Here is a 23,749-nt window from a genome sequence, read left to right as displayed (position 1 = left end):
ATGGCTAAAAAAGTAAAATGTCCAGAATGTCCAGCTGGTGAAAAATGGGCTGTTCCTTATGCAGATTTTTTATCTTTACTTTTAGCACTTTTTATTGCTCTTTGGGCTATTTCAAAATCTAATCCAGCCAAAGTAGAAGCCTTAAAAACCGAATTTGTAAAAATTTTTGATTATACTGCAACTCAAACCTTACAACAAGAAAACCAAGATACTCATAAATTTAAAGGTTCTCAGGAAGAAAAAGACGATGAATTAAATAAATTAAAAAAAATGACTCTTAATCAACAAGAAGTCATTAAAAAACTTCAAGCCGCACTTGATCAATCCGACAATCAAGAAATACTGAATCTTCCATCCAAGGTTGAATTTGAAAAAGATAGCTCTGAAATTGTGTCTGCTGACATTCAAGATTATTTAAAACGCATAGCGCAACTGATTTCATATCTACCACCTCAAGTAAAAATTGAAATCAGAGGATATACAGATAATAGCGATTCCTCTATTAAAAGCTATGAATTAGGATATGCTAGAGCCCAAAGCGTTCTAGAATATCTTATGAAAGGTGGAATTAATACTAAAAATATTACCTTAAAAAGCTATGGACTTAACAATCCTTTAAATGGAAATCCTCAAGCCCTAGAAAATAATAGAGTGGAAATTTATTTTAAAGTCGATACGCAAGATAAAGATGCTAAACAATCTGTATTAGATCTTATAGAAAAGAGTAAATAATTTTACTCTTTAGCTATTGTTTTTCTTAACTTGCCCTGCTAAACGCCCTTTATTATTAGTATTATAAACAAAGCCTAGTACCTCTGCAACCGCTTTAAATAATTCCCTAGGAATTAAATCATCAACATCGCAAACCTTATAAAGCTCTCTTGCCAAAGGAGGGTTTTCATAAACCACCACATTATTATCATAAGCAACTTGTTTAATACGTAAAGCAAGAAAATCTACTCCTTTTGCAACCACGCGAGGTGCTTGCTCTTTTGTAGTATCATAACGTATCGCGACTGCATAATGCGTAGGGTTTGTAATTACCACATCAGCACCAGCAACATCTTGCACCATACGACGCCTTGCAGCTTCCATTTGTAAACGTCTAATTCTACCTTTAACTTGTGGATCTCCTTCCATTTGCTTATATTCATCTTTTATTTCTTGTTTACTCATTCGCAAACTTTTAAAATATTGAAATCGCACTAAAAAAACATCTAAAACAGCAATCACTAAAAAAGCAATGATTACAATAGAAGCCAAAATAATTACCTTATCTCTAAGCCAATTAAGCTGCTCGACTAAATTATAGCGTTCAAGAAGAGGTAATTCATTCATAAATTTCAAAAGAACAACAAAAGCTATACTAAAAACCACTCCTACTTTTAAAAGAATTTTAAAAGTATCTAGAATCTTTTTTAAAGAAATTAAATTTTTAATTCCTTTTAAAGGATTGATTTTCCCTAAATTTGGCATAATAGGTTTGGTAGTAAAAATAAAACCAAACTGCATAATATTTCCCAAAATTCCGGCCACCATAATACTTAAAACTATTGGTGCAAGCATAATTAAAACTTCCAAAATACTTTTAATCATAATACCTTGAACTATACGCAAATCTAATTCCGCACCAATAAAACTTTGATAATATCTGTATAAATTTGTAATTCTTTGACCTATAAAACCCATAGTAAATAAAGTAACAGCTAAGCCTATTATTAAGGTTACTATCGCTGCAGCATCTTGGGATTTTGGAACATTACCTTCATTGCGAGCATCTTCTATTTTTTTGGACGTGGGTTCTTCAGTTTTTTCTTGATCTTCACCTGGCATTAGCAATCCTGATTAATAATGATAAGAAAATTATATAATGAAAAAAGATGAAATTCAATAAATTTAAGAAGTTTTAAAGAGGAATGCCTCTTTAAAGAGGCATTTTTTTAATTTATAGTTTGCTTTCGTTTTTGTTAAGATATTCAGCAACACCTTTAGGATCAGCTTTCATACCTTCATCACCCTTATTCCAACCTGCAGGGCAAACCTCACCGTGTTCGTTTGTGAAAAGCATAGTATCAACCATTCTAATCATTTCATCGATATTTCTACCCAATGGTAAATCATTAATAACTGCATGACGAACTGTTCCATCAGCATCTAATAAGAAAGAACCTCTAAGTGCTACTGCTTCAGCATAGAGAACATCAAAATTTCTAGCAATTTGTTTTGTTAAATCAGCTACAAGTGGAAATTTAACTTGGCCGATACCACCTTGATTAACTGGAGTGTTTTTCCAAGCAAAATGTGAAAACTCATTATCTCCTGAAATTCCGATTACCTCGATACCACGGTCTTTAAATTCTTGATATCTTTTATCAAAAGCGATAATTTCTGAAGGACATACAAAAGTAAAATCTTTTGGATAGAAAAATACCACAGCACCTTTTGATCCTATATTTTTATAAAGATTAAAATCTTGAACTATTTCATTATTTCCTAGTACTGCAGGCGCAGTAAAATCTAAAGCTTTTTTTGTAACGATCATAATTTTCTCCTAAATAATAAATTTTATTAGTAACAAAATTATATCATTTAAATCTTTAAAAATTTTTAAAATTAAGATAGTTACTATATTTTATTAAATTTTACTTTTTTGATATATGAATTTTTGAAATATTATTATCAAAATTTTAGTTTTTTGATTATCAAAATTTTAGTTTTTTTAAGAATAGTATGATACAATTTTTTTTCAAATCTCAAATGAAAAGGAAAAAAGATGGCTGTAAAAATTACAGATATTTGTATTGCTTGTGGTTCTTGTATTGATGAGTGTCCTGTTAGTGCTATCGTTGATGACGCTAGCAACCCAGAAGGAGAGGATAGATACTATGTTTATGCAGATAAATGCGTTGAGTGTGTAGGTCACAATGATCAACCAGCCTGTGCAAGCGCTTGCCCAACTGATGGATGTATAGTATGGAGTGAAGTTGCTTCAGGACAACCAAGTCGCGATAATATCGGTGCAGATATGAGAAATGGTGATACTCCTGTTTTTGCTTAATCTATAAAAAAGCTAGTTTTACTAGCTTTTCTTTAATTTTTTTTAAAAAAAATCCAGTATAATTTCAACTTTGCTTAACATAACAAAAAACAAATCTTATTATTTCGGTATTATTTTTTAGGAGTAAGTTTATTATGGAAAGAACTTTATCAATTATTAAACCAGATGCTGTTAAAAAGAATCTGATTGGTAAAATTTTAGATCGTTTTGAAAGCAATGGGCTTAAAATAATTGCATTAAAAAAAATTCAACTTACAAGCGAACAAGCAGAAAATTTTTATGCTATTCATAAAGAAAGACCTTTTTTTAAAGATTTAGTGAATTTTATGATCAGCGGCCCTGTTGTTATTTCTGTATTAGAAGGTGAAAATGCTGTCTTAAAAAACAGAGAATTAATGGGAGCAACTAATCCAAAAGAAGCTAAATCAGGTACCATTAGAGCAGATTTTGCAGAAAGTATCGATGCAAACGCTGTTCATGGAAGTGATAGCTTAGAAAATGCGAAAAACGAAATTGAGTTTTTCTTTAAATCAAACGAAATTTGCTAAATGAAAATTGGTTTTTCAAAGATTAATAATACAAACTATCCTTTTAAACTTAATCTTGAAAATATAATTTTTGAAGGAAATTTAGCAAAAATAAATACAAAACTTGTTAAAATAGATGCAATAATGCAAGGTTTTGTTTATAGACCTTGTGATAGCTGTGGTGAAGAATTGGAACTTTGCGTTCATGAAAATCTAGAGCTTTTTGCAAGCGATGGTATTTTTAAAGATGAAAATAATGAATTAAGTAATACTATAGAATTTTTCGATGGACAAATAGATCTTATAGAAGTTGCAATTAGTGAGCTCGAGGCTTATTTGAGTGATTATTTTTATTGCAATCACTGTAAAAATAAAAATTAATTAAATTAAAAAGGAGATAAAATGGCAGTACCTAAGAGAAGAGTAAGTAAAACTCGTGCAGCAAAGAGAAGAACTCACTATAAAGTTAGCCTTCCTATGCCTATAAAAGATAAAGATGGCAGCTATAAAATGCCACATCGTGCAAACCCAAATACTAAGGAATATTAAAATCAATGATAAGCATTGCTATTGATGCAATGGGGGGAGATTTTGGAGAAAAGCCTATTATAGAAGGCGTTATTGAAGCATTAAAGGAAAAACCTTTTAATGCTATACTTGTAGGTAATTCTAAAATTTTAAAACCCCTAATTCCAAAAGATTTTGAACAATATGTCCAATACGAAGAGGCTCATGAAGTTTTTTCTATGGATGAAAATGCAACTGATGCTTTAAAACGCAAAAATACTACAATTTATAAAGCTATAGAATTAGTCAAAAATGGTAAAGCTAAAGCTATTGTTTCAGCTGGTCACAGTGGAGCAAGCATGTCTTTAGCCACTTTAAGGCTTGGAAGATTAAAAGGAATTTTAAGACCTGCAATCGCTACTTTAATGCCGAATGTAGTCAGCAAAACTCTTTTTTTAGATGTTGGTGCAAATACAGACTGTAAAGCAGAACATTTATTTCAATTTGCCGTTATGGGAGATATCTACGCTAAAGAATTGATGGAAATTTCCAAACCTCGCTTAGCATTACTATCCAACGGGGAAGAAGAATGTAAAGGAAATGAACTAACTAAAGAAGCACATCAAATGATGAAAAAAATTCCAAATTTTATTGGAAATGCTGAAGGTAGAGATATTTTCAATGGAGAAATTGATATTTTAATTTGTGATGGTTTTAATGGCAATGTGATCTTAAAAGCATGCGAAGGTGTAGCAACCGCTATTTTTCAAATTTTAAAAAGAGAAGTTCGACAATCAATTTTTGCAAAAATAGGTGCTTTAATGATGAAACCTTGTTTTAAAAAACTTAAAAAACATATCGATTGGCAAGAATATGGAGGAGCACCTTTATTAGGGGTTAATGGTTGTGTGATCATCAGTCATGGAAAAAGTGATGCTAGAGCAATTAAAAATGCTATTTTTCAAGCCATTAATTTTGAAAAATCCAATATTAACACTTTGATAGAAAATGAATTAAAGAAATACAATGTCTAAAGCAAGTTTAAAAAGTATAGCTTCTTACATACCTGATAAAATTTTAAATAATTTCGATCTTGAAAAAATGGTGAATACAACCGATGAATGGATTATTAAACGCACTGGAATTAAAGAACGCAGAATTGCCAATGATAATGAGCAAACCAGTGATTTGGGAACAAAAGCAGCTATAAAAGCCATTGAAAGAGCAAATTTAAAAATTGAAGACATTGACGCTTTGCTCGTTGCGACCTTAAGCCCTGATTATTTTACTATGCCATCTACAGCTTGTAAAATTGCTGCAAATTTAGGGCTTAAAGATGTTACAGCTTTTGACGTTTCGGCTGCTTGCACTGGATTTATCTATCTACTAGAGCAAGCTAAAGCTTTTGTAGAAAGTGGTCTTAAAAAAAATGTTCTTATTATAGGAACAGAAAAAACTAGCTCTATTATTGATTATAGTGATAGAAGCATATGTATCCTTTTTGGAGATGGTGCGGGAGCCGGTATTGTCAGTCTTGATGAGCAAAATACCATCCTTGATGTCCATACAGCAAGCAATGGTAATTTTGGAAATCTTTTAATGACTCAAAGAGCTCAAAAATCTAGTATTTGTCATCCTTTAATGATGCAAATGAAAGGAAATGAAGTTTTTAAAGTAGCAGTGCAAACGCTTAGTAATGATGTTGTTGATATTTTAGCAAAAAACAATATTGATTCTAAAGATATAGATCTTTTTATCCCTCATCAAGCTAATTTACGCATAATCAAAGCTGTTCAAGAAAGACTAAATTTAAGTGATGAAAAGTGTGTTATTACAGTCCATAAATACGGCAATACTTCAGCAGCATCTATACCTATGGCTATGAATGATGCCTACGAAGAAGGACGTCTTAAAAAAGGAAATTTGATCTTGCTTGACGCCTTTGGTGGAGGATTTACTTGGGGTTCTGCTTTATTAAAATTTGGTGGAGAAAATTATAAGTAATAATTAATTATTGCTTATTTTTCCAAAAGCTTGAATTTCTATAAGATAGCCTTCTGCTAAAATGCTTTGAACGCAAGCTCTTACAGGTTTAGCATAATCTTTAATCCATTCATCATAGACTTCATTCATAGCTTCAAAATCATCTATATTAGCAAGCCATATTTGAATTTGCATGAGAGAATTTTTATTAGCACCTATTTTTTTAAGCAAAAGTTCAATTTCTTGCAAAGCTTCTTGGGTTTGTTTTTTAATATCACCTTTAGGATCAAAAGCTACTTGTCCTGCTGTTTTAAAATAATCATCATAAACGACAACTTGAGACATTCTTTGACATTCATCATAACGTTTTATCATTGATATTTCCTTCTAAATTCTTTCATAAATTCACATAAAATTTGCACCTGTTCTAAAGTGATGGCATTATAAATACTTGCCCTAATTCCACCTAAAATTCTATGACCCTTTAAACCTATTAATCCTTCTTTTTCGGCCTCTTGAACAAAAATAAGATCTAAGTCTTTATTGATTGAAAAGCTAACATTCATTAAAGATCTATCTTTTTTATGGGCATGTCCTTGATAAAATCCTTCACTTGAGTCTATACAATCATAAAGCATTGTAGCTTTTTTTAAATTTCTATCATATATTTGATCAAGTCCACCTTGTTTTAAAATCCATTTTGTTTCCAAATTAAAAATATAAATAGCAAAAGTTGGGGGCGTATTATATAAAGATTGATTTTCAACATGGATGGCGTATTTAAGCATACTGGTTAAATTTTTTTGGCGTGATCTTTCAATCATATCTTTACGTATAAAAACACAACTCAAGCCAGAAATTCCAGCATTTTTTTGTATGCCACCATAAAAAAGAGCTATATTTGAAAAATCAACTTTTTTAGAAAAGAAATCACTTGATGCATCTACAATCAAAGGACTTTTTGTTTTAGGATAATCTTTAAACTGCGTTCCATAAATAGTATTGTTAGAGCAAATATAAGCATAATCAGCATGATCGCTAAAATCGATATTTGGAATGTAATTAAATTTATCATTTTCACTGCTAGCAACCACTTTAACATCAACGCCTAAAATTTGAGCTTCTTTAATAGCCTTACTTGTCCAAACCCCAGTGTTGGCATATTCGCAAATTCCACCCAAAGATAAATTCATCGGTATCATTGCAAATTGTAAACTAGCACCTCCATGCAAAAAGAGAACTTCATAATCATCATCTAAACCATAAATTTCTTTTGCTCTTTTCATAGCTCCAAAATGTATTTCTTCAAAAACTTTAGAGCGATGTGAAATTTCCATAATAGAATATCCCTTGCCTTGATAATCACATAATTCATTCCTTGCATGCTCTAAAATTTCCAAAGGTAAGGTAGAAGGACCTGCACTAAAATTAATCTTTCTCATCTTTCACTCCTCTAAAATTTTTGCTTGTTTTTGCACAGTTTGAGAGCTTAAAAGTACGGTATCACCATCTTTTAAATCTTGCAATTTTACTATTTTACCATTTTGACTTAATGAAATTAAATTTTCACTTTTTTTTAAAAAAATTTCATGCTGAAAAAAAGAATTTTCTATTTTTTCCAATTTTAAATTTGCTTTTTCTAATTTATTTTTAATTAAAAGCTTGATTTGTTTCATTAAAAGTGAAATTTGATCTTGTTTATCCCCTATAGTTTTTTTTAAAGATTTAGCTTTAAAAATTTGATACAAATTTAAAAGCAAATCTTGACAATTTTGAATTTTTTGATTCATTGTTTTTCTAAAATTTTCTTCTAAATTATCCAAATTTTGCTCTAAATCTAATTTAGAATAAAATAAAAAATCTATCGCTGCTGAAGGAGTTGGCGCCCTAAAATCAGCAACAAAATCACTAATAACATAATCAATCTCGTGCCCAATAGCTGAAATAATAGGGGTTTTGGCTTTAAAAATTTCTCTTGCTAAATTTTCATCATTAAAGCAAAAAAGATCTTCTCGACTGCCACCTCCTCTAGCTATAATAAGAACATCAAGATCCATAGCATCAGCTTTTCTTAAAACATTGATCAAAGAGTTTGGCGCTGTATTGCCTTGAGTTAAAGCATTAAAAATATAAATTTTGGCCAAAAAATATTCTTTTTGATCAATAAGCTTTAACATATCTTGCAAAGCAGCTGAAGTTTTTGAAGTGATGATTCCTACTTTTTTTGGAAATTTAGGCAAAGCTTTTTTATGGATACTATCAAACATCCCCTCTTTTTGCAATTTTTCTTTTAGGGCGATAAATTGACTTTCTAAATCACCAAATCCAGATTTTTTCATACTATTAGCAACAAATTGATACCTTCCACTTTCAGGATACAAACTAACATTGCCAACCAATTCTAGCAAATCCCCTACTTCAGGCTTAAAATGAACTTTTAAATTATTATTTTTAAACATAACGCAAGCTATGCTAGATTTTTCATCTTTTAAATCAAAATACCAATGCCCTGAACCGTGTATAGTGATTTTTGAAATTTCACCACTAAGCACAATATCAACAAAATGCGTTTCTAATAAAGTCTTAGCTTTTAAATTTAATTCACTTGGAGTCATAATTTTTTAGCTATAAACATTGAACTAACACCGAAACTAAAGCTTTTAAAATCTATCATTTCAAAACCAGAGTCACTCAATTCTTTTATAAATTCTTCCTTGCTTAAAAATTCATCAATAGAATTAGGCAAATACTCATACGCGCTTTTATTTTTACTGATGATTCCGCCTAAAGTTGGTAAAATATTTTTCAAATAAAAATCCCTTATAGCCCCTATAAATCCGCCTTTTTCTCTTTTTGTAAATTCCAAAACAACAAAAATTCCGCCCTTTTTTAAGACTCTAAAAAATTCATTTAAAGCTTGTTTTCTCTCTACTACATTGCGAATTCCATAACTTATGCTTACAATATCAACGCTTTGACTCTCTAAAGGTAAATTTTGAGCCTTTGCTTGTATAAAATCAATATTTGGAAATTTTTGCTTAGCAATTTCTAACATACCTTCGCTTGGATCAATGCCTTTAATGCTTGCAATATTTTTAGAAAGCATTTTAGCTTTTTCTTGCCATATAGCGATCATATCGCCTGTTCCACAAGCAACATCAACTATATTGATAAAATCAGGTTTGTAAAACTTTAAAACCTTTTTGCAAGCAAATTTACGCCAACCTATATCAACTCCAAAACTTAAAATTCTATTAGCCTTGTCGTAACTTGGGGCAATTTCATTGAACATTTCTATAATTTTATCTTGTTTTTGCATTAATACCCTTTGTAAATTTTTAATCCTTTATTTGATCGAGAAATTAATTTAAAGAATTTTTCTCTTTTTTTAATCATTTTTGCAATCATTTTTTCTCTAGTTCCAAAAAGAAAAAATTTTTCATTGAGCTTATTTAAAGATTTTATATCAAAAAAATTGCAAAAATATTCTAAAAAAATTAACAATTCTGAAAAACTCCTTGAGAATTTTTCATTCTCAAAATTTTTCAATAAATTTTTCTTAAAAAAAATCAACTTTTTTCTAAATTCATTAGCTAAAATTTGTTTAAAAAGTTTATCCTTTTGTAAACCCTCATAAAAAGAATTTTCTTTTATAAAAAAATCAAAATCACTAAACAAACTTTGCAAATTTTCACTGCTTAAAAATAAAAGTAGTTCTTCAAGATTTTCATCTTTTTGAAAAAAAAGATTGCATTTTTCGACAATTTCTTGAAATCTTAAAGATAAATTTGTATTCAAATTCTTATCAAAAATTTCTTCTGTATCTAATAAAACTATATTAATTTTATCAGCATAAGAAATAAACTCATAAAAATATTCTTTTTTTTTCTTATCTAAAGCTAAATTCCAATAAAATTTTAACTTTTTAAAAAGATAAAATAAGAAAATTCTATAACCCTCAAAAGCATTAATTAGACCTGAAAATTTCAAATCAAAAGTCTGATTTTTTTCAATACTCTTAAAATATTTTTCTATATTGATTTGTTCAAAATCACAACCATAAAGAGTTATAAATTTAGAATCCAAAATATAATCAAATTCCTTTTGAATTTTAAACTCATATGGCAAAGCAAAACGATTTGCTTCATCTAAGGTTGGAAAAAAAATTTTTAAAATATAAATTTTAGATTTATTATAAACTTCAATAAAACTTTTTAAAGAACAAAATTTAAACTCATAACGTTTCTTTTTAATACTCTTTCCTATACTTTTTTTACGAGCCTTTTCAAATTCTTTTTTTGATATTTGTTCTTCTTGATTTTGCTCTAAAATTTTATCATTAGTTTCTATGATTTTATAATAAAAACCATCAACACTCTTAAATTTTATACTTTGAGAATAGGTTATTTTAGTATAAAAAATCTCAAGCTCGTGAATTTTAAACAAAACTCCGTCTTCTTGAAGATTTTTTAAAAGTGTGGCATTGGGAAGTAAAAAATTTCTTTGAATTTCATATACCATTAAAATAACCTTTAAATTAATAGGTTATTTTAACTTTATTTTCCTTAATGGCACTTTTTACAATTATCAATATAAGTGCAAACCGCCAAATAGTTAATCAAGCTTCCTATTTTCTTTTCTAGAAATTCTTGATACTCTTTAAGTTTTACATCCTTAAAACTAAGATCCTCTATACTTCCACATTTAGAACAAACAATATGCATATGTTCTTCTTCATAGATATCATAACAAGTTTTTTGATTTAAAGCATTGATTTCAACAACTAAACCTTGCTCTCTTAAAGTATTTAAATTCTTATAAACCGTAGCAAGCGATATGGAAGGATATTCTTGTTTGATTTCTTCATAAAGCTCTTCAATATTTGGATGTTCATGTCTTTTTAAAATCTTTAAGATGCACAATCTTTGTGGAGTAGCTTTTAAATCATGCTTTTTAAGCATTTGTAAGATTTCCATTATCAACAATCCTTAAAAATTTAAATGAAAGGAATGATAATAAAATTTTCATTAAAAGAAGTTTATATTAAATAATATTTTTTATCAATTAATAAAATAAAAATTTATCACTACAAATAAATTTTTATTTTTTCTACCATACTTTTAACATCGAGTTTTAACTTTTTCTCTACCTCGCTTGTCTTCCCGTGTTCAATAAATTCATCTTCATATTCAAAAGAAATGATTTTAATTTCTAAATCATATTTTTGAGTAAAGGTTTGCAATAAACTTGCCACTCCGCCAATTTTAACATTTTCACTAAATACAAACCAAATTTTACTTTTTTGTGCCAAATCTTTTAAAAGTACCTCATCCAAAGGTTTAGCAAAAATTAAATCGATTAAATTAATTTTTTCTTGCATTTCATTTAAAACTTGCCAAGCTTTACCTACGCCTTGCCCATAACCTATAAAAGCGATTTTACTTTCTTCATTTTTTATTAGCCATTGTGCTTTGCCTAATTCTATTTTAGAAGGAGCAAATTCTTGATTTAAGATAAAATTACCCCTAGGATAACGAAAGGCTAAAGGACCTTGATGATAATAAGCATACTCCATAATATTTTCCATCATCAATTCATCTCTAGGAGCAACAAGGGTTAAATGAGGTAAAGGCGCTAAAAAACTCAGATCAAAAACGCCTTGGTGTGTTTCTCCATCTTCGCCTACTATACCGGCTCTATCCATGGCAAAAACAACATTTAAATTCATAATAGCACAATCATGAATCACTTGATCATAAGCACGCTGTAAAAAAGTGCTGTATATAGCTATAAAAGGCTTAAATCCTTCTCTTGCCATAGCTGCCATAGAAGTCACTGCATGTTGTTCAGCAATAGCAACATCCCAAAATCTTTGCGGATATTTATCAATCAATTTATCAAGCCCTGTTCCACTAGGCATAGCGGCTGTAACACCTACGATATTTTCATATTTTGAAGCCAATTCTAATAATTTTTGAGAAAAAATTTCAGTAGCGCTTTTAGTAGAATTTTTTTTCAAAGCCTCGCCGCTATCAATATCAAAAGCTCCTACCCCATGCCATTTAGAATGCTGACCTTCTGCTAAAGCATAACCCTTACCTTTTAAAGTTTGAGTATGAACTACACAAGGTTTTTGCATTGCTTTTGCTTGCTTTAAGGCAGAAATAATTTCCGTTAAATTATGTCCATTAATAGGTCCTATATATTCAAGTCCTAATTCTTCAAACAAAAGTCCAGGAGTGATCAATTTAAAACTTTCTTCAAAACGCTTAGCCATATAGGTTGCAGAATCTGGCAAAACACCCAACATTTTTGCAACTCGTTTTTTGAAATTTTGATAAAACTGTGTTGCCATTGCTTGAGAAAGATATTTTGAAATCGCACCTATTGGTTTTGAAATACTCATTTCATTATCATTTAAGATTACAACACAAGGGAATTTAGAATCGCCTAATTCATTTAAAGCCTCGTAAGCCATTCCTGCACTTAAAGCTCCATCTCCTATGAGTGCTACAGGAATACGCTTTTCACCCTTTAAAGCTATGGCCTTACAAGCCCCAACCGCCAAAGAAAGAGATGTGCTAGAATGTCCTGCAACAAAATAGTCCCCTTCGCTAGGCTTTGTATAACCGCTTAATCCATCAACTTGTCTTAAGGTATGAAAAATTGCTTCTTTTCCGCTTAAAAGTTTATGAGTATAAGATTGATGAGAAACATCAAAAATAAAAGGATCAGTTTTTGCATCAAAAACTGTATGCATGGCTATTGTTAATTCTACCACCCCCAAATTAGAGCTTAAATGTCCCCCATTTTTAGAGACAACTTTTATAATTTCTTCTCTAACTTTTCGAGCTAAATTTTCAAGTTCATTAATACTTAAAGATTGTAACTCTTCTTGGCTATAGGAAAAAATTTTATTCATTATTGATCATCTTTTTAATTTTAGTCAAACGAGAATTTAAATTAGACTCTATATTTCCAGCATCACTTAAGATAATCACACTTCCTTTATTGATAGCATCATCAAGGCTTATTTTTATATGTTTAAATTCGCTAAAATGTTCTTTTAAATAATCATAATCATTAGAATTAACCTTAATTTCAATTGCAGTAGCTCCTTTTAATTCACTCACTAAATTTTGAGCTAGAGCGTACGCAATTTTACTCGAATTATTTTCAAGTTCTTTAATAATAACTTCTTTGGCTATATCTATAGCTGTATCAGCTAATTCTTTTTCATTTTTTTCTATAAAAGAGTTTAATTTTACACAAGCTTCTTCAAGCTTAGAAACACTTTTTAGATATTTATCTTTTAATTCATCCAATTCTTTTTGAAATTCTATCTTAGCTTGCTCATATCCTTCTTTTGAAAATTTTTCTTTAGCGTTTTCAAGTTCAGAATTTAAGCGATTGTTAAATTCATTTTCTTGACTTTCAATTTGCATTTGAAGCTTTATAATATTGCTTGACATTTCATCAGTTTTTTTAAGCAAATCCTCTACAAAACTCGGTTGAAAAGCAGGCATTGTATTAGATTCATTTTGGACAGATTCTAAATTGGGCACTTCTTCTTGCTTTGGTTCTGAAACTACTGGAGAAGAAACCGATTTTTCATCTTCTTGATTATTTTTCTCTCTTTTATTGTCAAATTCAGAAATAACTTTAAAATGATAACCTTCAACAACATGCTGTTCTGAAGTTGCACTTGAAATAACATTACTACGACTAGCCATTTTTACCTACTCTATCATTTCATCAGTATCGCCTGTTTGAACTAGGCCTTGCTCTGCTAATTTTTGTACCACTTCAACAACTTTTCTTTGTGCATCTTCAACATCTTTTACACGCACAGCTCCTAAAAATCCCATTTCTTCTAAAAAGGCCTCGCTTGCACGTGTAGACATATTTGCCAAGAATTTTTGCTTTAGCTCTTCACTGGCCCCTTTAAGACCTATCATAAGATCTTTTTTATCTACTACTTTTAAAATTTCTCTTATTGCTTGAGTGCTAAGTTTTTGTATATCATCAAAAGTAAACATAAGCTCTTTAATAGTTTCAGCCAATCTCTCATCGCTTTGCTCGATATAAGTAATAGTAGATTTAGAAGCCTTTTGACCTAAGCGATTGAGCACCTCAGCCACGGCTCTTGGACCACCCACTTCAACTTTATAAGAAGTAAGGCTTTCAAGTTTGCTTTCTAAGACAGCAGAAACCCTTTTAATAATACTTGGAGAAATATCTCCAAGATTTGCCATTCTGATCACAACTTCAGCTCTTAATTCATCACTAAAATACTCTAAGGTTTCTGCAGCATGAATTGAATCCATATGCGCTAAAATAAGGGCAATCGTTTGCGGGTGCTCTTTTACGATAAAATCAGCGAGCTGCTGAGGCTTAATTTGCGCCAAATAAGCAAAATTCTGATTATTTTCCATACTTTTGGTAAGTTTTTCAAGAATTCTATTGGCAATTTCAGGACCAAAAGTACGAAATAAAATTTCTTTAGCGTATTCTAAACCACCGCTTTTAATGTATTGATTAGATTGAAGCAAGGTATAAAATTCTTCCAAAACAGCTGTTGCTACAGATCGATCAACATTTTTTGCCATAGCAATATATCGCGAAATTTCTGTAATAACATCGATTTCCATATGTGAAAAAACAGAAGTTGTAGCATCTTCGCCAAGCTGTATAAGAAAAATTGCTACCTTTTCAGGCATTGACAAATCATCATAAACCATTTTTTGTTCTTCGCTAAGCTTGATCATCTATATATCCTTATCACTAAATTCGGTGTCATTTTGAACTAAATTTTGCAAAAGCACAGCAATTTCTTCACTCTTATCGCTCACTAAACCTCTTAGTTTTTCAAGCAAAACTTCATATTGAATAGTATCTTCATTAAAATTTTCTCCAAAGCCAAGTTGTTCTTCAACCTTTTTTCTAGCCATATTGAATTTTTCCAATGCATCTTCAGCCTCATCGATAATCGCATTAACCCCACCCTCTTTTGCATCTTCTTGGGCGGCCATATCCTCAAGCATTTTTTGCATAAATGGCGTAATGACTTTTTTGTAAAAAATAAAAAGCAAAATCGCCGCAATAAAATACTTAACAGGTGGAATGAAAGGCTCAATAAAACGATTATAAAAGGTTTTAACCTTGCTTTCAACTCTAACAGTCTCACGGTGGAATGGTAAATTTTGCACTACGACACTATCGCCTCTGGCTTGATTATAATTAATAGTGCTTTTAACAATACTTTCTATACTAGCTAATTCTTGTTTTGTAAGAGGAACATATTCACTTTTAACATCTCCATTTGCATCAACAACATCTTGATATTTTCCATCAATCGTAACAGCTGCCGAAGTTCTAATAATAGTTGCAAATTGTTTTTTTGTGTTGGTAATTGTTTTTGAAATTTCATTATTGGTTGTAACTTGATTTTTCTTATAGGTATCTATTTCTCCTTTATTATCAAGCCCTTCAACAGGACCTATATTTGTAACTGCACCTGGAACACCTTGAACTTCACGATCTTTTCTTCCAGTTCTTTCTTCATTTAGAGTTTGCTCACTTCTTACAACAGTATTTGGATCATAAATTTCACTTTGAGATTCTTGTTTAGAAAAATCAAAATCTATATTGACACTTACTTTTACCTTGTCTGTCCCTCCTGCAAAAGGAGCTAAATTTTCTATAATTTTATCTTCTAAAGCTTTTTCTTGATCGCTTTTGTATTTGATCTGCTCTCGAACTAAATCATCGCTATTATCTTTATCATCTAAAGGAATACCTCTTTGATCGCTGATTTTAATATTGTCTTTTTTAAGATTGGCAACTGCAGCTGAAACGATATTTTTAATCCCATCAATTTGTTTTGCTGTAAGCCTTAAACCTTCCCTAACATTAACCACCACTGAAGCGGTTGGTGGAATTTGTCTTTCTGTAAAAACAGAATCTTTTGGAATAGCTATATGCACGACTGCACTACGAATAGGCTCTAAAGTTTCAATCGTTCTTGATAATTCCCCTTCAAGGGCTCTTCTATATTTTATAGCGATATCTTGATCGGTTGCACCAAATTGCTGTTGATCAAAGGCTTCAAAACCTATACGACTATCTTTAATAAGTCCTTCACTTGCAATAAACATTCTTTGGCGATAAACTTGATCTTTAGGAACCAAAATTTTGTTTTCGCTGGCTAGTTTGTAAGGGATATTGTTTTGCTCGAGCTTGGCTACAATAGCAGCTGAAGAGCTAGGACTAACGTTTTCTACTAAAACCGCATATCCATCACTTGAACTGCTTCCACCACCACGAAATAATGCTAAAAATACTAAAAAACCTACAACAACCACTATAGATGCAGCAATAACAATCAATTGCTTACGGGTTAATTTTTGAAAAAGTTGTCCGATTTGATGTAGCATTTCTTTAAAATCCATTAATTTCCAGTCCCCAGCTTAATGATTTTTATATTTTTAATTCTTAAAATTTCAATAAATCAACAAATTTTAATATAATTTTACCAAATTTATTTATCAAACTCATAAATTATTTTTATATTATTAAACATTTTAGCAAAAAGCACTTTATAATTTTTAAAATTTACATTTAATTTTATATTTTGACAAAAAAATATAAAATTTATTTTAAAATCTTTCTAAACTTCTTGCGACGACAAAAATTTTGCCATAAATCAATTCTATAGCATCATGATCTAAATTTTTTAAATTTTTATTTTTTAAACGATCAAGAATTGCTTTTTCTCTTTTGGGATAATATATTTCTTTATTATGATTTTTTTTAATCTCTCCTATAATTTTAACATAAGCCATTCTTTCATTTAAAAGCTCTAAAATTTTATCATCCACTATATCAATTTTATCTCTTAATTCTTTTAAATCAAGCATTGTTCTTCCCTTAAAATTTCAAAAACGCTTGGATAAACTCCATCAAGAAAGCTTGTATTAATACCTTTAGTGTTATTTAGTTTTCCACTTAAAACTAAATAAGTTTTCATATTTAATTCTTTTGCTTTAAATAAATCCCCTTTAAAATCATCACTGATTATTTTTATATCTTCAAATCGAGCATTTTGATTTTGCATTTTTAATAATTTCAAAGCCTCATTATAAAAAATCACACTTGGCTTACCCACAACATCATATTCAAAATGAATTGCATTTTTAAGCATAGCCATTATACTTCCTACCCCTGGATAAGATTTATCATCTTTCTTATAAATGCTACTTTCATGCATAGCCACAACTTTAACTCCATTTTTAATCATTTCTATAATGCTAGCAAAATCATTAAATTTAAAATCATCAAAACTAGCAATAAGAACTAATTCTGGATTTTTAAAATCCAACTTAAAGCCAAGCATTTCAAGACTTTGTAAAAATTCATTGGCCCCAAAAGCAGCAACTTTGCAAGGCTTAAAAAGAGTTTTTAAAATACAAAAAGGATCCAAATAAGCATTATCTTTTATATTTAAACCTTTTTGTCTTAAAATTTCTAAAAAATCAAGTTTTTTGGTATTGTTTGTGATAATCACATAAGCAAGATTATTTGTATTTAAAAAATCAATTAATTCTTTGGCTCCAAAAATTAAAGATTTATCAGCATCTGAAATAAGCGTTCCTTGAACATCTAAAAAAAACATTTTAAACCTTTATAAACTTCTCCTCTAAAGCAATTTGATCTTCAAAGCTTTCTCTTTGGCGAATCAGTCTTATCATTCCGTTTTCTAAAGCCAATTCGCAAACTTTATTTCTAGTATTGTAATTACTACTCATACTAAAGCCATATGCTCCAGCATTTTTAATCACCATTATATCACCATTTTGCGTATGAGATAATAATCTTTCCTTGGCAAAAAAATCACCGCTTTCACAAACCCCACCTACAACGTCACATGGGCTTTCTTCTCCTTGATTATAAGGCATATAAATTTCATGATAAGCTTCATATAAACTTGGTCGTATCAAATCATTCATCGCGCCATCAACGATAATAAAACGTTTTGTTTTATTGTGTTTTTCATAAAGAACTGAACAAACAAATTCCCCATTTGAGGCTACCAAAAATCGCCCTGGTTCCATTCCTATAGTTACATCAAGCCCATTAAGACTGGCTAAAATTGCTTGCGCGTACTCATAAAGATTAGGTTCTAAATCTGTTTTTTCATAAGCTACGCCAAGCCCTCCACCAATATCAAAAAATTTAAGATCAATCTTTAAAGCTTTTAATTCTTTAACGAGTTTTGCAACAATACTAGCTGCTTCATATATAGGACTTAAATCTAAAAGTTGTGATCCTATATGAAAATGTATCCCAATAGGCTCTAAAAAAGAAGAATTCTTTGCATAAATATACATTTTCTTAGCACTTTCAATTTCAACCCCAAATTTATTTTCATTTAATCCTGTAGAAATATAAGGATGAGTTTTTGCATCTACATTAGGATTAACCCTTATGCTGATTCTTGCCTTAGTGTTTAATTCTTTAGCCACTTGCTCTAAAAGCATCATTTCAGCTTCACTTTCAAGATTGATATATAAAATATTATATTTTAAAGCGAGTTTGAGTTCTTCTTTGGTTTTACCTACTCCACTAAAAATAATTTTATAAGGTTTTGCGCCCACTTTTAAAGCACGTTTAACCTCGCCTATACTCACACAATCAAATCCGCTATCTAATTTAACAAGCATTTGCAAAAGGCTTAAATTTGAATTGGCTTTTACGGCATAAAAAATTTGTGATTTTCTAGCTTTAAAGGCATTTTTTAATTCTAAAAATTTTTCTTTAATCGCATCAAAATTATAAATATAAAAAGGGGTTTGAAATTCATCTTTAAGTTTTTTATAATCCATACTTTCCTTCTTTAAATTTTAATATCAAATCAACGATTTTTATAAAACTTCATTAGGCCAAAAAAGCCTAACAATACAATAGGCAAAACAATACCAATTTCACTGATTATAACACCATTTTCACTTAATCTTGAAAATAAATATAAAAATCCCCAAGATAGTAATGTCACCACAAAAGCAACAAAAGCAACAAAAGCAAGATTAAAAAATCTAGAAATAACAGGAAAATAATAATACATAATAAGCATTAAAAAAGGAGCAAAAAACGGCATAAATATAAGTTTATAAAGATTAATCTTTAGTGTTTCTATGCTAATGTTTTGATCCTTAAAAAGCCTTAGACTCTCCCAAGCATCCAAAATAGAATAATTACTATTGCTCGCAACGCTTTCAATGATTTTCGGCTTAAAACCCTCTAAAGCACTTAATTCTTTAAAATCTTGTACATCAATGCCTTTAGCACCCAGCATATATTCTTTAGGAAGAGTAGTTAAATTTACATCTTTTAAGATCCAATTTCCCTCTTTAAAGGATGCTGTTTTAGCTTCAACAAAAGAATTTAAGGTGGAATTGTTAAGATCAAAAATTTTGATGTTTTGGACACTGTTTTGTCCATTGTTTATTTTAGAAATATAAACAAAATCATTATTGAATTTTAAAAAAACTTCTCCACCTTGTTTATTTAAAACTCCATTTTTTAAAATATTTTTTTTATAATCATTTGCATAGGCAAAAGAAGTAAAATTTAAACCAATATAAACACAGCAAAAAAACAAAGCCCATAAAAAAGGGAAGATAACGACTAAATTTTTACTGATTCCTAAAGCATAAAAACTCACAAATTCATTGGTTCTAATCATTGAAATGAGTGATAATATAAATGCAAAAACTATAGAAAGTGGCAAAATATAAGGCACAGCAGAACAAGCTAAAAAAACCACATAGAGTAGCTGAAGATTGACACTTTGTGGCAAATCTTTAAAATTTAAAAGCAAATCAATACCACAATAAAAACCAATTAAAGATAAAAATATTATGAAAAAATTCTTAAGATAAATTTCTGAAATAAAACGAAAAAAAATCCACATTTTAAGCTCTTAAACTATACAAAGATGAAACACTTGATAAGTCTTTTTCAATCAGTTCAAATAATGCTTTTTTAGAGTGTTCTAAGATTTTATCTAAAATTATTTTTTCCTCGTCTTTAAATTGTCCTAAAACATGAGAGATAACATTTTCTCCCTTGCCTACGCCTATACGCACTCTTTCATAATCATTGCCGCATAAAGAATCGATACTTTTTAGTCCATTGTGTCCGCCGCTTGAACCGCCTTTTTTAAAACGCAAAGCCCCTAAATTTATATCGATATCATCATGTATAACTATAAGTCTTTCACATTTATAAAAATCCTTAACCGCTTTAACGCTAATACCTGAATTATTCATATAAGTGCTAGGTTTAAGAAGAAGTAAGGAAGAGCCTATCTTAAATAACTCTCCTTTGAATTTTGAATTGCTAAGATTTGTAAAATTTTGATCTTTTAAAATCAAATCAATGAGCATAAAGCCTACATTATGGCGAGTATTTTTGTATTCCTCGCCTATATTGCCAAGCCCTACGACTAAGATCATCTAGCTTTTTCTACGCCAACAACCGCTATCCTATCAGCGTCTAAAATAGTAACACCCTCAGGAACTACTACATCACGAACAAGTAAAGCATCACCTACATCAAGTTTGCTAACATCAAGTTCAAAGAAATTTGGTAAATTTTCAGCTTTACATTTAACTTTTAATCTTCTCTTAGATTGGATTAAAACACCTTTATTTTTAAGACCAATAGCTGTTCCTGTAATTTTAACTGGAACCATATATTTAGAAATCACACCTTTTTGTGCTACTTTTAAATCTACGTGTTTTAGATCACTTGTAACTGGATCTTTTTGATAATCCACAACCACAACATTTAAAGTTTGAGAACCTACTTTAACATCAAAAGCTAAAGTTGTTTTTTTACGAACTTCTTTAATGAATTCATTAACCTTAAAAGCAGCGTGGATATTTTCCAATCCTTTACCATAGATGTTTGCTATTAGATAACCATCTCTTTTTAAAGCTTTAGCTGCTTTTCTACCGATACTCTCTCTAACGATACCTTCTAACATCTTTTTATCCTTTCAAAAAAATAAGCGTTAATTTTATCTAATATTGGCTTAGTTAAAAGTAAAAAAGTATATAATATACGATAAAACTATAATTTAGGATATTTTTTTGAAAAAAGAATTAAATACTGCTTGGTTATGGGTTATTTTTGGAGCTTTGATAGAATGTTTTTGGGTGAGTGGCTTAAAATATTCCTATGAAATTTGGCACTATCTTTTAACCGCTATAGGTATTTTTATCTCTTTTAATTGTTTTTTAAAAGCATGCAAAAAAATAGAAATCAGCGTAGCTTATAGTGTTTTTGTAGGCATTGGAACCGCTGGTATTGTAGTGGCTGAAATTGCCATTTTTCATGAAAAATTTTCTATTTTAAAAATCTTTTTCATACTGCTTTTATTGCTCGGTGTGATAGGTTTAAAATTCAGTTCTAAAGAGAATTAATGGCTTGGATGTTTTTAATCATTGCTGGAATTTGTGAAATTATAGGTGTTATCATCATGAAAAAATACATAAATACACACGCAAAAAAATATCTTTTAGCTCTCATATTATGCTTCATGTGTTCTTTTATGAGTTTGAGTTTAAGTATGCAAAGCATTGCTATGAGTATTGCTTATGCTATTTGGACGGGTATTGGTGCTGTAGGCAGCGTTGTAGTAGGTGTGGTTTTATTTAAAGAGAGTAAAAATTTCTTAAAACTCCTTTTCATTTTAGTGATTTTAATTTCTACTATAGCTTTAAAATTACTTTCTTAAAAAGGGTGAAAATGCAAATTTACATTAGTGGCATTCATACTGATGTTGGAAAAACATATTTAAGTGCTAGAATTTGTAAAGAATTGGGTTTTGATTATTTTAAACTCATTCAAGCAGGCACTCCAAAAGATAGTGATACCATAGCTCAATTTAGCCCAAAAACTAAAATTTTTAAAGAAGGTATATTTTTACAAACTCCCGTATCACCTCATAAGGGAAGAACTTTAGAAGGATTAAATTATAAAGCTTTTGATATTGCTTTACCTCAAAGTGATAAACTCATTATAGAGCTTGCAGGCGGCCTTTTTTCACCTATTGATGATGAAAAAACCATGATTGATTTTATGCAAAAATTTAAACGCCCTACTATCTTAGTCGCAAAAGATTATCTAGGAAGTATCAATCATACGCTTTTAAGCATAGAAACTTTAAGGCAAAAAGATATACCTATCCTTGCCTTAGTTTTAAAAAGCGAGGATAATTTTAGCAAAGATTTTATACAAAAATACACGCAAATTCCTATTGTAGAATTTAATGAAAAGGTTTGCGAGAAACTTTCAAAAATCATTAAAAATTTGCTCTAAACTATCCACTACATAAGAAATTTGCTCCTTTGTAATCACATAAGGGGGCATAAAATAAATTGTATTTGCAAGCGGCCTTAAAAGCAAATCTTTTTTTAAAGCTCTTTTAAAAACCTCAAGCCCAGCTCTTTCGTATTTTGCATTTAAAATATCAAAAGCACTGATCATCCCGCAAGTTCTAAAATTACCAAGAAAATCAAATTTTTTAAGTCTTGAAAACTCTCGCTGTATAAAGGTACTTAAAATTTTATTTTTTTCTAAAATATTTTCATTTTCAAATATATCTAAAACCGCATTAGCAGCAGCACACGCTAAAGTATTTCCCGTATAACTATGAGAATGCAAAAAAGCTTTATACTCTTTGTAAGGTGCGTAAAAAGCTTGGTAAATTTCATCCTTAGTAAGCACCACAGAAAGGGGCATAAACCCACCCGTAATCCCTTTTGAAAGACAGATAAAATCAGGGCTTTGTTTGCATTGATGTAAAGCAAAAAGCGTCCCTGTGCGTCCAAATCCCACAGCAATTTCATCAAAAATAACTTGCACATTAAATTCATGACAAAGCTTTATAGCCTCATCAATAAATCCTGCCTCATACATATGCATATTTCCAGCACACTGCACTAAAGGTTCTAAGATAAAAGCACAAATTTCACTAGAATGCTCTTCTAAAATCCCTTTTAAAACAAAAAGTTCTTCTTGATAGTCTTTATTTTTTGGAACAGGAGTATTAAGGCATTCTAAAAGCAAAGGATTGTAAGTATCTTTATAAAGTGCGACATCTCCCACGCTTAAAGCCCCTAAAGTTTCGCCATGATAAGAATTGCTTAGAGATAAAAATTTATTTTTTTTAAAACCTTGATTTAAATGATAATGAAAACTCATTTTAAGTGCTATTTCTACAGCACTTGATCCATTATCCGCATAAAAACATTTATTAAAATCTCTCCCAACTTTTTCACAAAGTCTAGCTGAAAGTTTGATAATAGGCTCATGCGTAAAACCAGCCAAAATCACATGCTCAAGCTCATCAACTTGCTTTTTAATGGCATTTGCGATTTTTTCATTACAATGCCCAAAAAGATTCACCCACCAAGAACTGATACAATCTAAATATTTTCTATTGTCAAAATCATAAAGCCAAACCCCTCTAGCTTTTTTTATAGGGATTAAAGGCACATTCTCATGATCTTTCATTTGAGTACAAGGATGCCAAATATGTTTTAAATCAAGCTGTTTTAAAAATTCATTCATATAACTTCTTTTTTAAAAATAATGTGGCAAAATA

General features: G+C 30.0%; 28 protein-coding genes and 1 pseudogene. 10 read left to right on the top strand and 19 right to left on the bottom strand.

Annotation, left to right across the window (positions count from 1 at the left end):
• Entirely contained in the window at positions 1–732 is a 732-nt protein-coding gene (gene motB / locus H2277_RS01665) for a flagellar motor protein MotB (protein ID WP_337200670.1), read from the top strand.
• A gap of 9 nt (positions 733–741) precedes the next feature.
• Here motB and flhB read toward each other — a convergent pair whose 3' ends face one another.
• Together flhB and H2277_RS01655 are read right to left on the bottom strand one after the other, a co-directional pair.
• Complete coding sequence (gene flhB, locus H2277_RS01660) at positions 742–1,833, bottom strand: flagellar biosynthesis protein FlhB (protein WP_337200669.1); 1,092 nt, start codon at positions 1,831–1,833, stop codon at positions 742–744.
• A 112-nt stretch (positions 1,834–1,945) separates the two neighbouring features.
• Positions 1,946–2,542, bottom strand: a complete 597-nt coding sequence (locus H2277_RS01655) for a peroxiredoxin (RefSeq protein ID WP_337200668.1) — start codon at positions 2,540–2,542, stop codon at positions 1,946–1,948.
• Positions 2,543–2,773: 231 nt separating this feature from the next.
• On the opposite strand from H2277_RS01655, the gene H2277_RS01650 reads away from it, so the two are divergent.
• The 6 genes from H2277_RS01650 to H2277_RS01625 all read left to right on the top strand — a co-directional run bounded on the left by H2277_RS01650 (position 2,774) and on the right by H2277_RS01625 (position 6,096).
• Positions 2,774–3,058, top strand: a complete 285-nt coding sequence (locus H2277_RS01650) for a 4Fe-4S dicluster domain-containing protein (RefSeq protein ID WP_337200667.1) — start codon at positions 2,774–2,776, stop codon at positions 3,056–3,058.
• 134 nt (positions 3,059–3,192) lie between these two features.
• Complete coding sequence (gene ndk / locus H2277_RS01645; protein ID WP_337200666.1) at positions 3,193–3,606, top strand: nucleoside-diphosphate kinase; 414 nt, start codon at positions 3,193–3,195, stop codon at positions 3,604–3,606.
• Positions 3,607–3,966 (top strand): hypothetical protein, encoded by a 360-nt coding sequence (locus H2277_RS01640; RefSeq protein WP_337200665.1) that lies wholly within the window; start codon positions 3,607–3,609, stop codon positions 3,964–3,966.
• 21 nt (positions 3,967–3,987) lie between these two features.
• The gene (gene rpmF, locus H2277_RS01635) at positions 3,988–4,134 is read left to right on the top strand and encodes a 50S ribosomal protein L32 (protein ID WP_002778205.1); all 147 of its coding nucleotides are present in this window, start codon (positions 3,988–3,990) and stop codon (positions 4,132–4,134) included.
• 5 nt (positions 4,135–4,139) lie between these two features.
• Entirely contained in the window at positions 4,140–5,126 is a 987-nt protein-coding gene (gene plsX, locus H2277_RS01630) for a phosphate acyltransferase PlsX (protein WP_337200664.1), read from the top strand.
• Entirely contained in the window at positions 5,119–6,096 is a 978-nt protein-coding gene (locus H2277_RS01625; RefSeq protein WP_337200663.1) for a beta-ketoacyl-ACP synthase III, read from the top strand. Before plsX ends, H2277_RS01625 begins: the two co-directional genes overlap by 8 nt.
• Before the next feature lie 3 nt (positions 6,097–6,099).
• On the opposite strand, the gene H2277_RS01620 is transcribed toward H2277_RS01625, so the two are convergent.
• From H2277_RS01620 to H2277_RS01545, 16 genes and pseudogenes are all read right to left on the bottom strand, one after another.
• Positions 6,100–6,450, bottom strand: coding sequence for a RidA family protein (locus H2277_RS01620; RefSeq protein WP_337200662.1), 351 nt, complete (start codon positions 6,448–6,450; stop codon positions 6,100–6,102).
• Positions 6,447–7,517, bottom strand: coding sequence for a phosphoserine transaminase (gene serC / locus H2277_RS01615; protein WP_337200661.1), 1,071 nt, complete (start codon positions 7,515–7,517; stop codon positions 6,447–6,449). Before serC ends, H2277_RS01620 begins: the two co-directional genes overlap by 4 nt.
• 3 nt (positions 7,518–7,520) lie before the next feature.
• Positions 7,521–8,690 (bottom strand): exodeoxyribonuclease VII large subunit, encoded by a 1,170-nt coding sequence (xseA, locus tag H2277_RS01610; protein ID WP_337200660.1) that lies wholly within the window; start codon positions 8,688–8,690, stop codon positions 7,521–7,523.
• Positions 8,687–9,394: a bifunctional demethylmenaquinone methyltransferase/2-methoxy-6-polyprenyl-1,4-benzoquinol methylase UbiE gene (gene ubiE / locus H2277_RS01605; RefSeq protein ID WP_337200659.1), complete on the bottom strand. Its 708-nt coding sequence runs from the start codon at positions 9,392–9,394 to the stop codon at positions 8,687–8,689. Before ubiE ends, xseA begins: the two co-directional genes overlap by 4 nt.
• Positions 9,394–10,596, bottom strand: coding sequence for a hypothetical protein (locus H2277_RS01600; protein ID WP_337200658.1), 1,203 nt, complete (start codon positions 10,594–10,596; stop codon positions 9,394–9,396). The genes ubiE and H2277_RS01600 overlap by 1 nt, the downstream gene beginning before the upstream one ends.
• Before the next feature lie 44 nt (positions 10,597–10,640).
• Entirely contained in the window at positions 10,641–11,051 is a 411-nt protein-coding gene (gene perR / locus H2277_RS01595; RefSeq protein ID WP_337200657.1) for a peroxide-responsive transcriptional repressor PerR, read from the bottom strand.
• A gap of 110 nt (positions 11,052–11,161) precedes the next feature.
• On the bottom strand, positions 11,162–12,997 hold the full coding sequence (gene dxs, locus H2277_RS01590) for a 1-deoxy-D-xylulose-5-phosphate synthase (protein WP_337200656.1): 1,836 nt from the start codon (positions 12,995–12,997) through the stop codon (positions 11,162–11,164).
• A complete protein-coding gene (gene fliH / locus H2277_RS01585) occupies positions 12,990–13,808 on the bottom strand; it encodes a flagellar assembly protein FliH (protein ID WP_337200655.1) in 819 nt (272 codons plus the stop codon). The genes dxs and fliH overlap by 8 nt, the downstream gene beginning before the upstream one ends.
• 6 nt (positions 13,809–13,814) lie before the next feature.
• Positions 13,815–14,843, bottom strand: coding sequence for a flagellar motor switch protein FliG (gene fliG, locus H2277_RS01580; protein WP_337200654.1), 1,029 nt, complete (start codon positions 14,841–14,843; stop codon positions 13,815–13,817).
• Positions 14,844–16,526, bottom strand: a complete 1,683-nt coding sequence (gene fliF, locus H2277_RS01575; protein WP_337200653.1) for a flagellar basal-body MS-ring/collar protein FliF — start codon at positions 16,524–16,526, stop codon at positions 14,844–14,846.
• Between the two features lie 216 nt (positions 16,527–16,742).
• A pseudogene (gene pheA, locus H2277_RS01570) lies at positions 16,743–16,994 on the bottom strand (chorismate mutase); the annotation flags it as partial.
• Positions 16,982–17,749, bottom strand: a complete 768-nt coding sequence (locus H2277_RS01565) for an HAD-IIA family hydrolase (RefSeq protein ID WP_337200652.1) — start codon at positions 17,747–17,749, stop codon at positions 16,982–16,984. The pseudogene pheA and the gene H2277_RS01565, both read right to left, overlap by 13 nt.
• Position 17,750: 1 nt before the next feature.
• Positions 17,751–18,959 (bottom strand): diaminopimelate decarboxylase, encoded by a 1,209-nt coding sequence (lysA, locus tag H2277_RS01560; protein WP_337200651.1) that lies wholly within the window; start codon positions 18,957–18,959, stop codon positions 17,751–17,753.
• 29 nt (positions 18,960–18,988) lie between these two features.
• Positions 18,989–20,047: an LptF/LptG family permease gene (locus tag H2277_RS01555; protein ID WP_337200650.1), complete on the bottom strand. Its 1,059-nt coding sequence runs from the start codon at positions 20,045–20,047 to the stop codon at positions 18,989–18,991.
• Position 20,048: 1 nt separating this feature from the next.
• Entirely contained in the window at positions 20,049–20,591 is a 543-nt protein-coding gene (gene pth / locus H2277_RS01550) for an aminoacyl-tRNA hydrolase (protein WP_337195207.1), read from the bottom strand.
• Complete coding sequence (locus H2277_RS01545) at positions 20,588–21,124, bottom strand: 50S ribosomal protein L25/general stress protein Ctc (protein ID WP_137623301.1); 537 nt, start codon at positions 21,122–21,124, stop codon at positions 20,588–20,590. The genes pth and H2277_RS01545 overlap by 4 nt, the downstream gene beginning before the upstream one ends.
• A 106-nt stretch (positions 21,125–21,230) precedes the next feature.
• Here H2277_RS01545 and H2277_RS01540 point away from each other — a divergent pair, with 106 nt between their 5' ends.
• Genes H2277_RS01540 through bioD form a run of 3 tightly spaced genes read left to right on the top strand, consistent with a single transcriptional unit; the run spans position 21,231 to position 22,461 of the window.
• Positions 21,231–21,563, top strand: coding sequence for an SMR family transporter (locus H2277_RS01540; protein ID WP_337200649.1), 333 nt, complete (start codon positions 21,231–21,233; stop codon positions 21,561–21,563).
• Positions 21,563–21,877, top strand: a complete 315-nt coding sequence (locus H2277_RS01535; RefSeq protein ID WP_337200648.1) for an SMR family transporter — start codon at positions 21,563–21,565, stop codon at positions 21,875–21,877. The genes H2277_RS01540 and H2277_RS01535 overlap by 1 nt, the downstream gene beginning before the upstream one ends.
• Positions 21,878–21,888: 11 nt before the next feature.
• On the top strand, positions 21,889–22,461 hold the full coding sequence (gene bioD / locus H2277_RS01530) for a dethiobiotin synthase (RefSeq protein ID WP_337200647.1): 573 nt from the start codon (positions 21,889–21,891) through the stop codon (positions 22,459–22,461).
• Here bioD and H2277_RS01525 read toward each other — a convergent pair.
• Positions 22,435–23,715, bottom strand: coding sequence for an adenosylmethionine--8-amino-7-oxononanoate transaminase (locus H2277_RS01525; RefSeq protein ID WP_337200646.1), 1,281 nt, complete (start codon positions 23,713–23,715; stop codon positions 22,435–22,437). The two genes, bioD and H2277_RS01525, sit on opposite strands and share 27 nt — an antisense overlap.
• Between the last annotated feature and the right edge of the window lie 34 nt (positions 23,716–23,749).

The organism is Campylobacter sp. W0014 (assembly GCF_020135975.1).
GTDB lineage: Bacteria > Campylobacterota > Campylobacteria > Campylobacterales > Campylobacteraceae > Campylobacter_D.
This window is presented reverse-complemented; position numbering and strand designations above follow the sequence as displayed.

Bases quoted from the DNA above. Each gene is read 5' to 3' on its own strand.
- motB (WP_337200670.1), top strand. From the start codon at position 1: ATGGCTAAAAAAGTAAAATGTCCAGAATGTCCAGCTGGTGAAAAATGG.
- flhB (WP_337200669.1), bottom strand. From the start codon at position 1,833: ATGCCAGGTGAAGATCAAGAAAAAACTGAAGAACCCACGTCCAAAAAA.
- H2277_RS01655 (WP_337200668.1), bottom strand. From the start codon at position 2,542: ATGATCGTTACAAAAAAAGCTTTAGATTTTACTGCGCCTGCAGTACTA.
- H2277_RS01650 (WP_337200667.1), top strand. From the start codon at position 2,774: ATGGCTGTAAAAATTACAGATATTTGTATTGCTTGTGGTTCTTGTATT.
- ndk (WP_337200666.1), top strand. From the start codon at position 3,193: ATGGAAAGAACTTTATCAATTATTAAACCAGATGCTGTTAAAAAGAAT.
- H2277_RS01640 (WP_337200665.1), top strand. From the start codon at position 3,607: ATGAAAATTGGTTTTTCAAAGATTAATAATACAAACTATCCTTTTAAA.
- rpmF (WP_002778205.1), top strand. From the start codon at position 3,988: ATGGCAGTACCTAAGAGAAGAGTAAGTAAAACTCGTGCAGCAAAGAGA.
- plsX (WP_337200664.1), top strand. From the start codon at position 4,140: ATGATAAGCATTGCTATTGATGCAATGGGGGGAGATTTTGGAGAAAAG.
- H2277_RS01625 (WP_337200663.1), top strand. From the start codon at position 5,119: ATGTCTAAAGCAAGTTTAAAAAGTATAGCTTCTTACATACCTGATAAA.
- H2277_RS01620 (WP_337200662.1), bottom strand. From the start codon at position 6,450: ATGATAAAACGTTATGATGAATGTCAAAGAATGTCTCAAGTTGTCGTT.
- serC (WP_337200661.1), bottom strand. From the start codon at position 7,517: ATGAGAAAGATTAATTTTAGTGCAGGTCCTTCTACCTTACCTTTGGAA.
- xseA (WP_337200660.1), bottom strand. From the start codon at position 8,690: ATGACTCCAAGTGAATTAAATTTAAAAGCTAAGACTTTATTAGAAACG.
- ubiE (WP_337200659.1), bottom strand. From the start codon at position 9,394: ATGCAAAAACAAGATAAAATTATAGAAATGTTCAATGAAATTGCCCCA.
- H2277_RS01600 (WP_337200658.1), bottom strand. From the start codon at position 10,596: ATGGTATATGAAATTCAAAGAAATTTTTTACTTCCCAATGCCACACTT.
- perR (WP_337200657.1), bottom strand. From the start codon at position 11,051: ATGGAAATCTTACAAATGCTTAAAAAGCATGATTTAAAAGCTACTCCA.
- dxs (WP_337200656.1), bottom strand. From the start codon at position 12,997: ATGAATAAAATTTTTTCCTATAGCCAAGAAGAGTTACAATCTTTAAGT.
- fliH (WP_337200655.1), bottom strand. From the start codon at position 13,808: ATGGCTAGTCGTAGTAATGTTATTTCAAGTGCAACTTCAGAACAGCAT.
- fliG (WP_337200654.1), bottom strand. From the start codon at position 14,843: ATGATCAAGCTTAGCGAAGAACAAAAAATGGTTTATGATGATTTGTCA.
- fliF (WP_337200653.1), bottom strand. From the start codon at position 16,526: ATGGATTTTAAAGAAATGCTACATCAAATCGGACAACTTTTTCAAAAA.
- H2277_RS01565 (WP_337200652.1), bottom strand. From the start codon at position 17,749: ATGTTTTTTTTAGATGTTCAAGGAACGCTTATTTCAGATGCTGATAAA.
- lysA (WP_337200651.1), bottom strand. From the start codon at position 18,959: ATGGATTATAAAAAACTTAAAGATGAATTTCAAACCCCTTTTTATATT.
- H2277_RS01555 (WP_337200650.1), bottom strand. From the start codon at position 20,047: ATGTGGATTTTTTTTCGTTTTATTTCAGAAATTTATCTTAAGAATTTT.
- pth (WP_337195207.1), bottom strand. From the start codon at position 20,591: ATGATCTTAGTCGTAGGGCTTGGCAATATAGGCGAGGAATACAAAAAT.
- H2277_RS01545 (WP_137623301.1), bottom strand. From the start codon at position 21,124: ATGTTAGAAGGTATCGTTAGAGAGAGTATCGGTAGAAAAGCAGCTAAA.
- H2277_RS01535 (WP_337200648.1), top strand. From the start codon at position 21,563: ATGGCTTGGATGTTTTTAATCATTGCTGGAATTTGTGAAATTATAGGT.
- bioD (WP_337200647.1), top strand. From the start codon at position 21,889: ATGCAAATTTACATTAGTGGCATTCATACTGATGTTGGAAAAACATAT.
- H2277_RS01525 (WP_337200646.1), bottom strand. From the start codon at position 23,715: ATGAATGAATTTTTAAAACAGCTTGATTTAAAACATATTTGGCATCCT.